This window comes from Nonomuraea ferruginea, from assembly GCF_039540635.1.
GTDB lineage: Bacteria > Actinomycetota > Actinomycetes > Streptosporangiales > Streptosporangiaceae > Nonomuraea > Nonomuraea ferruginea.
The window spans coordinates 332143-346521 of record NZ_BAABFD010000008.1 but is presented as its reverse complement, the minus strand read 5'-3'; the positions used below and the strand labels follow the sequence as shown (position 1 = coordinate 346521).

General features: G+C 67.0%; 6 protein-coding genes. 4 read left to right on the top strand and 2 right to left on the bottom strand.

What is annotated here, in order from left to right; genetic code table 11:
• Positions 1–474: 474 nt before the first annotated feature.
• The gene (locus ABD999_RS18035) at positions 475–2811 is read left to right on the top strand and encodes a DNRLRE domain-containing protein (protein ID WP_345482800.1); all 2337 of its coding nucleotides are present in this window, start codon (positions 475–477) and stop codon (positions 2809–2811) included.
• 18 nt (positions 2812–2829) lie between these two features.
• Here ABD999_RS18035 and ABD999_RS18030 read toward each other — a convergent pair whose 3' ends face one another.
• Complete coding sequence (locus tag ABD999_RS18030) at positions 2830–3042, bottom strand: hypothetical protein (protein WP_271277232.1); 213 nt, start codon at positions 3040–3042, stop codon at positions 2830–2832.
• 9 nt (positions 3043–3051) lie between these two features.
• A complete protein-coding gene (locus ABD999_RS18025; protein ID WP_271277233.1) occupies positions 3052–4527 on the bottom strand; it encodes an MFS transporter in 1476 nt (491 codons plus the stop codon).
• Positions 4528–4996: 469 nt separating this feature from the next.
• Between ABD999_RS18025 and ABD999_RS18020 the strand changes: the two genes are divergently transcribed.
• The 3 genes from ABD999_RS18020 (at position 4997) to pglX (ending at position 14348) form a co-directional block, all read left to right on the top strand.
• Entirely contained in the window at positions 4997–5803 is an 807-nt protein-coding gene (locus ABD999_RS18020; protein ID WP_219550284.1) for an SAM-dependent methyltransferase, read from the top strand.
• A gap of 323 nt (positions 5804–6126) precedes the next feature.
• On the top strand, positions 6127–10761 hold the full coding sequence (gene pglW, locus ABD999_RS18015; RefSeq protein WP_271277234.1) for a BREX system serine/threonine kinase PglW: 4635 nt from the start codon (positions 6127–6129) through the stop codon (positions 10759–10761).
• Positions 10758–14348 carry a BREX-2 system adenine-specific DNA-methyltransferase PglX gene (pglX, locus tag ABD999_RS18010; protein ID WP_271277235.1) on the top strand — a complete coding sequence of 1197 codons (3591 nt, stop codon included), beginning with the start codon at positions 10758–10760 and terminating at the stop codon, positions 14346–14348. The genes pglW and pglX overlap by 4 nt, the downstream gene beginning before the upstream one ends.
• Positions 14349–14379 lie beyond the last annotated feature (31 nt).

Genomic DNA, 14379 nt, shown 5'->3' with positions numbered 1-14379 from the left:
GAGATCTGGCACAATCGGCAACGACGGCACAGCAGCCTGGGCATGCTCACCCCGATACAGTTCGAGAACGCGTCTACCGTGGCATGACAATCCAGAAACGCGACTCCATCGAACCCAGGGCACACCAAAGTCTCCACCGAACCCGGGGCGATTCATTGTGCCGTCTGGGCGCGTTTTGCGTGTCCGGCAGTACCGAATGCTGACGGCACGTTACGGCAGGTACGAGCACACAGCGAGTACGGCGGCGGCATCCGGCGCCCCGCCCCACCCGGCGCGACCCCGACTAGCTGTAGACGCATTCCCGGATTCGATCAGATCGCTTGAACTGTATGAACGGAGTAGGCAGGCGCAGTGATCGCTGCCTCGACCTCGGTGGCGGAGGGTGTCGTTCCCGACGCTGAAAAGGATCTTTACTTTTAGTTCTGCCTTATGTGATGATCACTCTGTTCTGCAACATGCGTTCGAAAGGCGCGAATGAACCCATCACGAACAGCGTCCGGCTTATCGCGCCGGACGCGCCGCTGGGCTGCCCTGATCGCGGCCCTGATCATGCCGCTCTCGCTGATGAGCGCACCCGCGATCGCCCAGAGCCCCACGCCCCCCACCACTTCCACCCCCGCCGCCACGTCCACGACACCGCCCAGCGCTCCCGACACGCCCACCGGTAAGGCGCTGGCGCAGGCCAAGAAGGACAACCGCCGCGTCGAGATCGAGGCGCTGCGCTCGGAGAAGGCCACCTACTACGCCAACCCCGACGGCAAGACCGTGCGGATGGAACAGCACCTGCACCCCATCCGGGTCAAGAACGCCAAGGGCGACGGCTTCACCCCCATCGACACCACGCTGGTCGAGACCGGCGGCGTCATCAAGCCCAAGGCCGTCAAGGGCGAGCTGACTCTGTCGGCCGGCGACGACGCCTTCGTGCTGAAGAGTAAGGGTGGCAAGGGCTCGGCCACCATCGGCAGCCCCGGCGAACTGCCCAAGCCCACCCTCAAGGGCAGCACCGCCACCTACCCCTCGCTCTACGGCAAGGGGATCGACCTGGTCGTCACCGCCACGGCGACCGGCTTCAAGCAGGAGATCGTCCTGAGGGAGCGGGTCACCGGCCCGGTCAGCTTCCGCATCCCGACCACGGTGCCCAAGAACCTGGCCCTGGAGGAGGACGCCGCAGGTAAACCGGCGCTGCTCTCCCAGGGCAAGAAGATCGCCGACCTGCCTCCGGCGCTGCTCCTCGACGCGGTCGCGGCCGACCTCGACAGCGACGCCGACGCGGGCAAGGTGGGCAAGGCCGCCGTCACCCTGGACCAGAGCGCCTCGGCGCTGGTCTACACGCCCGACCCGGCTTATCTGGCCGACCCCGCCGTCGCCTACCCGGTCACGCTGGCCGCGTTCGACGACGACTGGTGGGAGCCCGAGCTGGGCAACGACACCTTCGTCAACAACGCCGACTACCCCAACGGCTACGCCAACAGCGGCCTGGACCGGATCCTGGTCGGCAAGTCCAACAGCGGCGCCGTCCGCTGGCGCAGCTACATCCGCTTCGACGAGTTCCCAGCCGACCACCCCATCCGGGGAGCAACAATCCAGAACGCCGATCTGGTCCTGTGGAACCACCTGTCCAGCGACTGCGGCCTCTTCGTCGGATCCGGCATCACCGCCTACCAGGTGACCGAACGCTGGGACGTCTCCACCCTGACCTGGTCATCCCAGCCGCGCATCACCACCACCGGAGCAGACACCGAATACGCCGGCTACGCCAGCACGAACTGCACCGGCGCCATGAACTACCCATGGGACCTCATCCACTCCGTCGACGACATCGTCCAGGCATGGGCGGACGGCGAGCCGAACTACGGCTTCCAACTCACCGCCGGCAACGAGTCCGACCTCACGAACTGGCGCCGCTACCGGACCAACGAGGCCGGCGGCTGCACCACAACCCCGCGGCAAGACTGCCTGGGCACACTCCACCCACCCTTCCTCACCGTGGATTTCGAGCCGCCGATCCCACCCCGCCGGGAAACGGTCGTTATCACCTCGCGTGAGCCGCTCACCTCAATCCCTGAATACGAGGAAGCCCTCACCAAGTCGATTTATGTGCCGGAAACGCCTGAATCAATCGATTCGCTAGCAATGAGCGAGGAACTGGCTGCCGCCACCGAACAGCATCGGGATGGTGAGGGCTCCTTCATTGGAACCGACAACCTCTCTCCGAGCGTGCCATATCCCGGCGACGGAGATGACAGCGACAATCCCGACGGCGAGGACACGGCAACGCCACGGGTACGGACGACAGAACCAGCCAACGACGCTACCGAAGTCCCCCTCGACTCCCACGTCCGAGCGACGTTCAGTGAGCAGGTCTACGGAGCAATCATCTCAATAAAGAGTGCCCAAGGTGCTGACGTCCAGGGCACCACCGCACTCGACAGCAACGGAGAGATTGCAACCTTTACCCCTACGCAGCCGCTCCGCCCCGGCACCAGATACACAGTTGACGTGTCGGAAGCGACTGACTCGTGGGAAAATGAGATGATTCCCTACTCGTGGTCCTTCCGGACAGTTGACCAAGCAGCCGCGCGTTGGACCCTTGACGAGGGAGACGGCCGTACCGCTGCCGACTCGTCTGGCAACAATCATGATGCAAGTCTGAACGACACCGCGTCATGGATCACCGGCAAGAGCGGAAACGGGATCTCCAACGTGCCGTCGCAGGCACGCACCACCGCCTCTGCGGCAGCGGTCAAGCAGGGCAAGGCAGTCGAGGTCGTCGATGAGACGACCGCGACCAGCATCACGTACGCCCAGTGATTCCCGCGACATGCTCGGTCATCCCGTCCCGCCCTCACCGTTGAGCGCCGCGTCGATGGCGGTGATGGCGTTCTGGCAGACGTTGCGGACGTGGTGCAGTCGGCACAGCCGGTCGGCGGACGCCACGTTGAGCACGGGGATGCGCGCGGTGGTCACCTCGATGGGCGCATCGGAGGCGGGGCGGGGGAGAGGAAAGGCCAGCAGGTCGCCGGGGTTTCGGCGGGAGTGCATGTGGTTCTCCTATGAGTTAAGGGACAACGAGTACGCGGGGCGGACGCCGGAGGTCAGCCGGGACAGCTCGTAGTCGGCTTCGCTGCGCACCTGGACGAGGGCGGCGCGCAGTTCGGCCAGCAGCCGGTGCAACTCCTGCACTTCCTGTTCGGCCGGGATGCGCCTCGTGTTCTCCCGGGAGTGGGCTCCTCGGGCGGCGCGCAGCGCGGTGAAGACGGCGGCGGCCGCCAGGAGCGAGGCGACGGCGATGACAGCGACGAGCACCGCGGTGAAACCGGCGCGCGGGCCGGAAAGTACGGGCTGTTCCAGCAAGATGGACGAGCCCGCGACTCCCAGCGCCCCACCGACCATGCGAGCTGCGGTCACAGCACCGGCCGCCGTGGCGAACTGCTGTGGTTCGGCCGCAAGAGTGCCCGCCGTGAAGGTGCCGGTGGCCAGCGCACCGATCCCGGCGCCGATGGTCACCAGCGCGAGCACCATCCCGGCTGACGGCTCGCCGATGCCCAGCAACAGCGTGCACCCGGCCACCACGGCGATCGCCCCTGTGTAGATCACCGCAGTGGTGCCGCACCGCCGACCCAGCCTGCCGGCCAGCGGCGCGGCGATGAGGACCGCCAGCGAGATCGAGATCAGCCACCAGCCCGCCTTCGCGACCTCCAGCTCATGTATCTGCTGCAGGTACAGCGGCGTCATCACCAGGACCGTGTACTGCACCGACCCGAACAGCGCGGATGCGATCGTGCTGGCGGCCATCTTCGGACGGCGCCGAAGCGCGTGCCCGTCTCCAGCGGGGCGAAGCGAGATCGCCAGCTTGACGGCCGCCGCCGCCATGGCGACCGCCATGCAGCCCACGGTCTGCGGCGAGGTCCAGCCCCATTCGCCGCCGTGCCAGATGGCCAGCACCGTCGCCGCGATCCCGGCGGCGGGCACGAGCGTGTCCGCCACCTCGGGCCGGGCCGTCCGTGTCTGGTTGTTCGGCAGCAGCGGGACGACCGCAAGGAGCAGGATCGCCAGCCCCGCACTGCACAGGTAGGCGACCCTCCAGCCGTGAGCGGCGATCAGCACACCGCCGCCGGCCTGTGCCACCGTGACGCCCAGTCCGGAGCAGCCACTCCAGATCGCCAGTGCACCACGGCGGCGGGCAGGAGGTATTTCGCCCAGCAGCAGCGCGAGCGAGGTCGGCAACATCATCGCCGCACCGATCCCCTGGAGTAGCCGTCCGCCCAGCAGCAGGGGCCAGTTTCCTGCCCACGCGACCGCGACGGCTCCCAGACTGAACAGCACCACCCCCGCCGCGAGCACGCCGCGTCGGCCGAGCGCATCGGCCCAGCGGCCCGCGGCCACCAGCAGCGCCGCGATGGCCGCGAAGTTGATGACGTTGACCCAGGTGAGCTGGGACGCCGGCACCTGATCGGCCATCGGGTCGGTCGCCAGCTCGCCGACCACCAGCGTGGTCACCCCCGCATCAGCCATGATCACCGCCATGGCGGTGCAGGACGCGGTGAGCAACAGTCCGCGGCGGTTTCGCGCGCGGTGGCTGCCGCGTTTGGCAGGCCCGCCCCGGGTGGGGTGGAGGCCGGGACGGGCCTGGCTCATGGGGCGGCCGGCCGAGTTCGGCCGCTCTCGTGTATCGGGTGTGGTTGGAGGCTTGCTGGCTACGTACTGTGGTTGGTGGGTCAAGCCCAGCGGGGCGTGCGAGTCGGCGACGGGGGACGGGCTACTCGTTACCTCGGTGGTCACCTGCCGCAAGGTAGGGAGGGCCGGTGTTGGACCCGTTGCGGCGAGGTGTTGATCGGGGTGACACTCGGTCGCGAACCGCCGGTCAGCGTGTGGGATCGATAAATTCGATCACGAGCCGATTGCGGAAGATCTTCTCGCCAACGCGTACGGGATCTCACTATGATCTTGACGGGCCCGATGTCAGAGAAAATCACCCTGTGACTCGAGGAGTGGCGTGCGCACGCAACAGCCCGACGAAGAGATGTCCTCTCCCTCTCCCGCCCGCATGTACGACTATTTCCTGGGCGGCACCACCAACTACCAGGTCGACAGGGACGCGGCCGAACGGGGACTGACCTACGCGCCCGAGATCAAGACCATCGCCACGGCCAACCGGCAGTTCCTGATCCGCGCCATCCGCTTCCTCGCCGAACAGGGCGTGAACCAGTTCCTGGACATCGGTTCCGGTCTGCCCACCCAGGAGAACGTGCACGAGATCGCCCAGTCGGTCACGCCATCTGCGCGGACTGTCTACGTCGACAACGACCCCAGCGTGCTGCCGCAGGCCCAGGCGTTGATCATTGGCGATGACCGGACCCGGTACATCCAGGCCGACGTCCGCGACCCGCACGGCATCCTGAGCCACCCAGAGACCACGCGGCATCTGGACCCCGCCCAGCCGTGGGCGGTCGTGCTGTGCTCGGTGCTGCACTTTGTGCCCGACGCCGATGACCCCTACGGCGTGGTCTACCGGTTGATGGAGGCCGCGCCGGCAGGCAGCTACCTGATCTTCTCCCATGTCAGCAGGACCGACGTGGACCCGGAGTTGTACAAGATTCTGATGGCGACCAACTCCAACAACCTCAGCAACCCGATCACATACCGGACGGTGGAGGAGATCGCCCGCTTCTTCGACCAGCCGGACTGGGAACTGCTGCCGCCGGGCATGGTCGATGTGCAGCGCTGGCAACCGGACGGCCTCGCCGATGACTTCATCCCTGGGCGGGTACGCGTCTTGGGCGGTGTGGCCCGCAAACGCTGAAGGCCGCTATGTCCCCCCGGTGTCCTGGTCTAAGGATCTTCGGCACCGTGACAGGCCAGTCCGCGGTCACCTTCGAGCGACTGTGCAGCAATGTGTGGGCCTACTGCCCCGTCTTCCTGGCCGACCAGACGGTAACAATGCCGTTCGAAGTGCTTCGTTGCTCTCGTGTCCGCCACCAGAGCAACGAAGCGATGCCGCGATTCCCCTAGCGTTCTTACTCATCGTGCATCGAAAAGTTACGGACCGCCGATAGCATCGGGGTTTGGCTTGGCCTCGGGGGCAACGGCCGGCAGGACACAGCGAACGACAGCGGAGTGGGGCGCATGCTCGAAGGCCGGTGGACCACCGTCACCGAGTCCGAGTTCGACCATGAGCGCCGCGGGCTGGAAACCATCCGTAAGAAGCTCCCGGACGGCGAGCCGTGGCGGGCTTGGTCGAACTTCACCTTCACCGCGCACGCAGGCCACGTGCGAGAGGTCGACCTGCTGGTGGTTACCCCCGGCGGCGTGCACATGATCGAACTCAAAGACTGGCGCGGCAGCCTCACCACCGAGAACGGCACCTGGGTGCAGACCACCAAGGATGGCCGCCGCGTCCCCCACGGCAACCCGCTACACCTGGTGAACAAAAAGGCCAAGGAACTCGCGGCACTGCTGGGGCAGTACGGCAAGCGCGTGTGGGTGTCCGCAGCGGTCTGCTTCACGAACTCCTCGCTCAGGATCCACCTTCCCGCCCACGACCAGAACGGCGTCTACACGATCGACGAGCTCGTGGAGATGCTGCAGCAGCCCGCGCGAGACGAACGGCGACGAATCACTGCGACCGACTCTCGCGAGATCAAGGGCGCGCTGGAGCGGGTCGGCATCCGCCGCAGCGACGCGGAGTACAAGGTCGGCCCCTACCTCCTGGAGCGCAAGTCCTTCGACACCGGCCCGACTTGGGCCGACTATCTGGCCCGCCACAGCGAACTGCCCGAGCTGGCTCGCGTCCGCATCTACCTGCGAGAGCGCGGCTCGGACGCCTCGATCCGCGCGTCGGTGGAGAACGCCGCCCGGCGCGAGGCCGCCGTCCTGCGACGCTTCCGTCACCCCGGTGTCGTCCAGCTGAAGCAGTACGACCCCTCCGGCCACTCGGCGGGCCCCGCCCTGATCTTCGACTACCACCCGCAGACCCTCCGCCTGGACGAGTACCTGGTCCAGTACGGCGACAAGCTCGACATCCTCGGCCGGATGGCCCTGGTCAGGCAGCTCGCCGAGACGATGCGTTCGGCCCATTCAGGTCGAATTCATCACCGCGCGCTGGCCGCCCGCTCCGTGCACGTGATTCCCCGCAACCGGGGCCGTAAGGGCCAGACCATCGGGGAAGAGGCCGCCTGGCTCGCACCACGCCTGCAGATCTCCGATTGGCAGATCGCCACGCAGCGCAGCGGCAGCGGGCCGTCACAGGGCATGACACGATTCGCCCCCACAGCCCTGTCGGCGATTCACCTGTCAGAAGGTTCGGACCCGTACCTCGCACCCGAGCTGACCGCGACGAACCCCGACCCGATCGCCCTCGACGTGTACGGGCTCGGCGTGCTCACCTACCTGCTGGCGACGAGCCGGCCCCCCGCCGCGAGCCAGGCCGAACTGCTGGCGCGCCTGGAGGCGGGGGAGGGCCTGAGACCCAGCGCGATCGTGGACGGGCTCTCGGAGGACATTGACGAGTTGGTGCAGGCAGCCACCGCCTACCTGCCGGAGCGGCGGCTTGCCACGGTCGATGAGTTCCTGGAGATGCTTGAGTGCGTCGAGGACTCGCTGACCGCTCCGACCTCGGGCCCTCACGACACCGATGCCGCGCAGGTTCCGGAGAAGGACCCGCTGGAGGCCGTCGCGGGCGACGTGCTGGCCGGCCGCTGGGAGGTACGGCGCCGCCTGGGCACCGGCTCCACGAGCCGCGCCTTCCTCGTTCGCGATCTGCGGGCGGATCCGGCCGTGCGCGGCGCCCGTGCTCTCGCGGTGCTTAAAGTCGCCCTGTCCGACAGCCGCGGCGAGGTCCTGGCTCGCGAAGCCGAGGTCATGGGACGGCTGCGCCCCGACTCGCGCATCATCCGGCTGGTCGAGCCGGAGCCGCTAACCATCGGTGGCCGTACAGTCCTCATCCTGGAATACGTCGGCGACGAACGCGACCCGGATGAGAACGCAGAGGCCTCGAGCGGGACCCGTCGCCGCGAAGAAACCGTAGCGCGGCAGTTGCGCGAGAGCGGCCGGCTCCAGATCGACCAGCTGGAGGCGTACGGCGACTATCTCTTCGGCGCGGTCGACTTCCTGGAGGGCGAGGGGGTCTGGCACCGCGACATCAAGCCGGACAACATCGCGATCCGTGTCCGCCCCAACCGCACTCGCGAGCTGGTGCTGATCGACTTCTCGCTGGCCGGATACCCGGTGCAGGAGACGGACGCCGGCACCGACGGTTACCTTGACCCGTTCACCGGGACGTTGACGCGGTCGGTGTACGACGCGCACGCCGAGCGGTACGCCGTCGCCGTCACCCTGCACGAAATGGCCTCCGGTGAGTTGCCCAAGTGGGGTGATGGCAAGGTCTCGCCCCGCCAGACCGACCCGGAGAAGTGGTCGTACCCGACGATCGCCGCCGACGCGTTCGACCCCGCGATCCGGGACGGGCTCGTCGCCTTCTTCCGCAAGGCCCTTCACCGGGACGCCGCACAACGCTTCCGGGACCTCAAGCCGATGCGGGACGCCTGGAAGAAGATCTTCCTGGACCTGGCCGAGACAGCGCCGTCCGGTCCCCGTGGCTCCCGGCATCCGGCACCTACTGTCGAGGCCGAGCCGACCTCCGCCGTGATCGCCGCCGTAGAGCCGGAGTCCGCCGAGCAGCAACGTGACCGGCTCGCCGCCGAGGTGACCCGAGAAACCCATCTGTCAGCCTCCGGCCTCAGCCCGGCTGCCGAGTCGTTCCTGTACGGCCTGGGCGTGACGACGGTGGGCGAGCTGCTGGACTACAGCCAGCGCAACCTCGTCAACGCCCCCGGCTTGGGTGCCAAGACGCGCAACGAGATCCAGCGCCGCCAGCGCGAGTGGGGCGAGCGCCTGCGTCAGGCACCCGTTTCCCCGCTCACGCCGGAGGGCCGCCGTGCCGCCCAAGAGGAACTGCAGCGGCTCAGCGCCACTGAGTCCGCCCTGGTGGACACCCTCGCCGCCGGCGAGGGCGCGGGTGACCTCCCACAGCGTGCCCTGCGCTCTGTCAGCCTCGACACCCTCACCGCGCTGCTGGTCCCGGAGCTTAAGAAGAACGGGTCGAACCAGAACGAGGCCGAGATGGTGCGGCTGCTTCTGCGCCTGCCCGACGAGCGAGGCGAACTACCAGGCATCGGCGTCTGGCCGAAGCAGCGGGAGGTGGCCGACGCCCTCGGTCTCAGCCATGGACGCATTCCGCAGATGCTGAAGGGTCAGCGGACCAGGTGGAAGAAACTCCCCGCGGTGCAGGCACTCCGTAAGGAGATCCTGGACCTGCTGGCAGGACTCGGCCGGGTCGCCTCAGCCGCCGAGATCGCCGACGCCCTGGCGGTGCGGCGCGGCACCCGCATCAAGGGACGCGAACAGCGCCGCGCGCTCGCCCTGGCCGCGGTACGCGCCGTGGCGGAGGTCGAGCAGCTTGTCCCGGAGGAGAGCGCATTCAGGCACGCCGCCAACCGTGAGGCCGTGGACGAGGCGATGGGCGCGGGCCTGCTCGCCTTGGAGGTCGGCGAGGACGACTCACCCGACACCCCGTCCGCTCCGGGCCTGCTCGACTACGCGCACCGCCTGGGACGGGCCGCCGACCGTCTCGCCGAGCTCGACACGCTGCCGACCGCGACCACCGTACTGAGCGAGCTGGGAGCGATCACCCCGCCGCCGGGCACCCTCGAGTGGGACGAGCGCCGCGTGGTCGAACTGGCCGTCGCCGCCTCCCGGAACGCCGCAGCCACCCCGCGGCTGGAGATCTACCCTCGGAACCTGTCGCTGGTGCGGGTCCTGAGGCTCACGCAGGCGGGCCTGGTGCGGCTCATCCCCGGCGTGCCCGAGGGACGGCAGCCGGGCCTGACCGCCGAGGACATCCACGAGCGGGTACGCGCCCGCTTCCCCGAGCTGACCAACGGCCGGGGCGGCTACGACCTGCCGACCGGAGGAGCCCTGACCAAGGCCCTGCGGGACGCCGGATTCGACCTCACCATGTCCACCCGGGAGGACACCGGGACCCTGCGCTACCTGCCCACGCGCATGGACACCGCCTCCAGCTACCTGACCGTGCGTGCCTGGCGGCACACCACGGCCGACGCCGGCGTCACGCGGTACGCCGACGACCCGCAGATCGCGGGCGCGGTGCGCGCGGAGGAACGGCTCACCGTCTCGGCTCGGCGCGACGGGTACCGGGTGCTGACCGTGCGCGCCGGGCTGACCCGGCAGGCGATCGCCGAGCTCTCCGACACCTCCAGCAGGTTCGGGGCCGAGGCGGTCTCGATGACCGGACTGTTCCTGCAGGCCCTGCACGAACTGGTGCCGCCGGGGACGAAGCCGACCTGGGAGACCATCCTCCGTGCGGACGTCGCCGAGCCCGGTACGCGGGCGGCGCTGAAGTTCGCCGAGTACACCCGTACGGCCTGGGGCCGGATCGAACCGCGGGTGCGTGAACTGCTGGAGACGGGCACCGGCCCGGTGCTGCTCACCGACGCCGCTGTGTTCGCCCGTTACGACGCGATGGGCTTGCTGGACCGGCTCGCGGCGGCGGCCCGGCAGGGTCTGCGCGGCCTCTGGCTGCTCTGCCCGCAGAGCGACCCCGGGCGTGAGCCGAGGCTGGGCACGGTCGCCGTGCCATACCAGGCAGGGCTGGGGGAGTGGATAGAGCTTCCCGACGCCTGGGTGCGTAACGAACACCGAGCTGGCGCGAAGAACCAGAAGACGTGGGAAGGGGCGAGATGATCGACCGCAAGGCTCTGTTGGAGCATCTCAAGCAGCAGGTCAAGGCGGTCGAGGCCGATCTCGCCAAGCAGGTCAAGGCCCTGCCGGAGACTGGGGCGCGGCTGCGCGCCGAATACGACCAGGCACGCAAGCTGGGCCGTACGGCGGCGACCTGGACCTCCTGGCTGGACGAGCGCGTCACACAGGTCGCGGTGGCCTGGGTGCTCGGCACGGTCTTCGTGAGGTTCTGCGAGGACAACATGCTGATCTCCGAGCCCTACCTGACGGCTCCGGATGACGAGCGCAGGGACCTGGCCCACGCGCGGTACGAGGCGTACGTCGAAGAGGACCCCGACCCGACGTATCGCGGCTGGTTGGAACGTGCCTTCGCGGAGCTGGGCGAGGGCCAGGCGGGCAGGCTGCTGTTCGACCGGGTGCACAACCCGCTCTTCCAGATCCCGCTCTCGCATGACGGGGCGCGGACGCTGGTCGAGTTCTGGAGGGAGCGAGACGGGACCGGCACGCTCATCCATAACTTCGCCGATCCGCTGAGCGAGGACGGCACCGAAGGGTGGGACACCCGCTTCCTGGGTGACCTGTACCAGGATCTGTCGGAGGCGGCGCGCAAGACGTACGCGCTGCTGCAGACCCCGGAGTTCGTGGAAGAGTTCATCCTCGACCGAACGATGGACCCGGCGGTGCGGGAGTTCGGCTTCGAGGAGCTGAAGATGATCGACCCGACCTGCGGGTCGGGCCACTTCGTGCTGGGCGCGTTCCGCCGGCTGGTGCGCCTGTGGGCCGAGCGCCGGCCGGACGTCGAGCGGCACGAACGAGTACGGGCCGCGATGGACTCGGTGCACGGGGTGGACGTGAACCCGTTCGCAGTGGCGATCGCCCGCTTCCGCCTTCTGGTCGCCGCGATGGCAGCTGCGGGCACGCGGACCCTGACGGAGGCGGCCAAGTACGACTGGCCGATGCATCTCGCGATCGGCGACTCCCTCATCAAGGAGCGGCAGCTCGAACTGACCCTGGGGGACGAGGTGCCGCGCGACCCGCTGGCCGAGTTCACCTACGCCGTGGAGGACGTGCACGAGCACCCGGGCATCCTGGAGTCGGGGCGTTACCACGTGGTGGTGGGGAACCCGCCGTACATCACGGTCAAGGACAAGAAGCTGAACGAGTTGTATCGGGAGCTGTACAACGCCTGCGCAGGGACGTACGCACTCTCGGTGCCTTTCGCTCAGCGTTTCTTCGAGCTGGCCAAGCGGGGGGACACCGACAGGCGTGGGTACGGCATAGTCGGCCAGATTACGTCGAACTCCTTCATGAAACGGGAGTTCGGAGTGAAGCTAATTGAGGAGTTTCTTGCACACAAGGTAGAGCTGACCGAAGTCATCGACACCTCGGGTGCCTATATTCCGGGGCACGGGACACCGACGGTGATCCTTATTGGCACGCGCCGCTCAGGGAAGGAGCGCTCGGAGACTGTCCGGACGATTCGAGGCATTCAGGGTGAGCCTTCTGCGCCAGAGAGAGGCGAAGACGGTCTTGTATGGAACGCTATTGTGCAGCAAATCGACGACCCTGAACCCAGTAACCCGTGGGTCTCGGTGGAGAATCTTGGGCGAGATCGGTATTTTGGCAAGCATCCATGGATACTCACCGACGGCGGGCGTGAAATAGTCGAGCAACTGAGTAGGGTCGCTACAGGGCAACTTGGTTTGGTGAGTGAGGCAATCGGGAGGACAACTCATACCGGTCTTGACGATGCTTTCTATATGCCCGAATTCTCTGCCAAAACTCGAGGGATCGGCGCATCTTGCACGCTTGTTGTGCTTGGTGATGGAGTTCGAGACTTTGAGATCCAGTCTTCCGTCGTCACCTTCTTTCCGTACGATAAGGCGGGAGAAGTGCGGAAAATGGGACAGCGTGATATCAGATTCTTGTGGCCAAACCGTACACCTCTTCAGCAACGAGTCGACTTCGGTCAGACCCCAGAACAGCGCGGGATGGGCTGGTTTGAGCACAGCATGTTCTTTCCGAAACGATACCGCACTCCGCTGTCGATTTCGTTCGCTGAAGTGGCAACACATAATCACTTCGCCCTGGACCGAGGGGAAAAAGTATTTAAGCAGACTGCCCCTGTGATTAAACTTAGAGCGAGCGCCAAGGAGGATGACTATCTCCGACTCCTCGGACTCCTAAATAGCTCTACGGGGGCCCTGTGGCTGAAGATGAACTGCCATAATAAAGGCGGTAGTGGAATGGGGCGTGGTTTCCAGGACCAGGAGTGGGAGAATCGCTATCAGTTCAATGGTGCAAATGTAGGAGACTTTCCCCTTCCGGCTGGATATGCTGATGAGCTGAGTATGACGCTTGATAAGCTAGCCCAGAATCTTTCGACTTCCAGCCCAGCGGCCATAGCTTCCGAACAAACTCCCACCTCCTTCGCCCTACGTGAGGCCAGGGTTAAGTGGCACTCCATTCGCGCGCAGATGATCGCCCTTCAGGAGGAGCTGGATTGGCAGGTTTACTCGCTATACAACCTTCACCCTGAGGACCTGCGCACTCCGAACGACGCCGATATCCCCGAACTTGCTCTCGGTGAGCGCGCATTCGAGATCGTGCTTGCTCGCAAGGTGGCCAAGGGCGAGGCGTCCGACGAGTGGTTCAAGCGCCACGGCTCCATGCCGATCACGGAGATCCCGGCGCACTGGCCCGAGCCGTACAAGCAGGTCGTGCAAAAGCGCATCGACGCCATCGAGTCATCCCGCGCCATCGGGATGATCGAGCGGGCCGAGTACAAGCGGCGCTGGGCCACTGAAGGGTGGGACCCGCTGCAGGAGAAGGCGCTGCGCTCCTGGTTGCTGGACCGCATCGAGAAGCGTGAGCACTGGTACGACCAGAACGGCCAGCCCGCTATCGTCACGCTCGCCCGGTTGACCGATGCCCTCTCCCGGGATGAGGACTTCGTCTCCGTCGCTGGCATCTACGCGCCCCGCCGGGAGTTGGTGGCCGTCGTCGCCGACTTGATGGCCGACGAGCACGTGCCGTTCCTGGCCGCCCTGCGCTACGAGCCGTCCGGGCTGAAGAAGCGCGCCGACTGGGAGCACGTCTGGGACCTGCAGCGCCAGGAGGACGCCGCCCCGGACGAGTCGGCCAAGCGGAAGATCCGCGACTCCATCCCCGTGCCACCGAAGTACACCTCGGCCGACTTCGTCAAGCCGTCCTACTGGCGGGCGCGCGGCAAGCTGGATGTGCCCAAGGAGCGATTCATCTCCTACCCCTCGACCACCTCCGGCCTTCCCGAGCTGTACGGCTGGGCGGGCTGGGACCACCGGGAGCAGGCTCAAGCACTGGCCACATACTTCACCAACCAGCCCCTGACCAGCGAGGAGATCGCTCCGTTCCTGGCGGGCCTGCTGGAGCTCCAGCCGTGGCTGTATCAGTGGCACCACGAGTTCGATGCGCTCTACAGCGGCTCCCCGGCCGACTTCTTCGCCGGCTATCGGCAGCAGATCCAGGGCGAGCACGGCCTGACCGACGACGACCTGCGCAACTGGCGGCCGGCCGCGCCCGCTCGCGGACGTCGAACCGCGAAGAAATAACCGGACCGGCCACCTGCAATCCGGTGCGGGG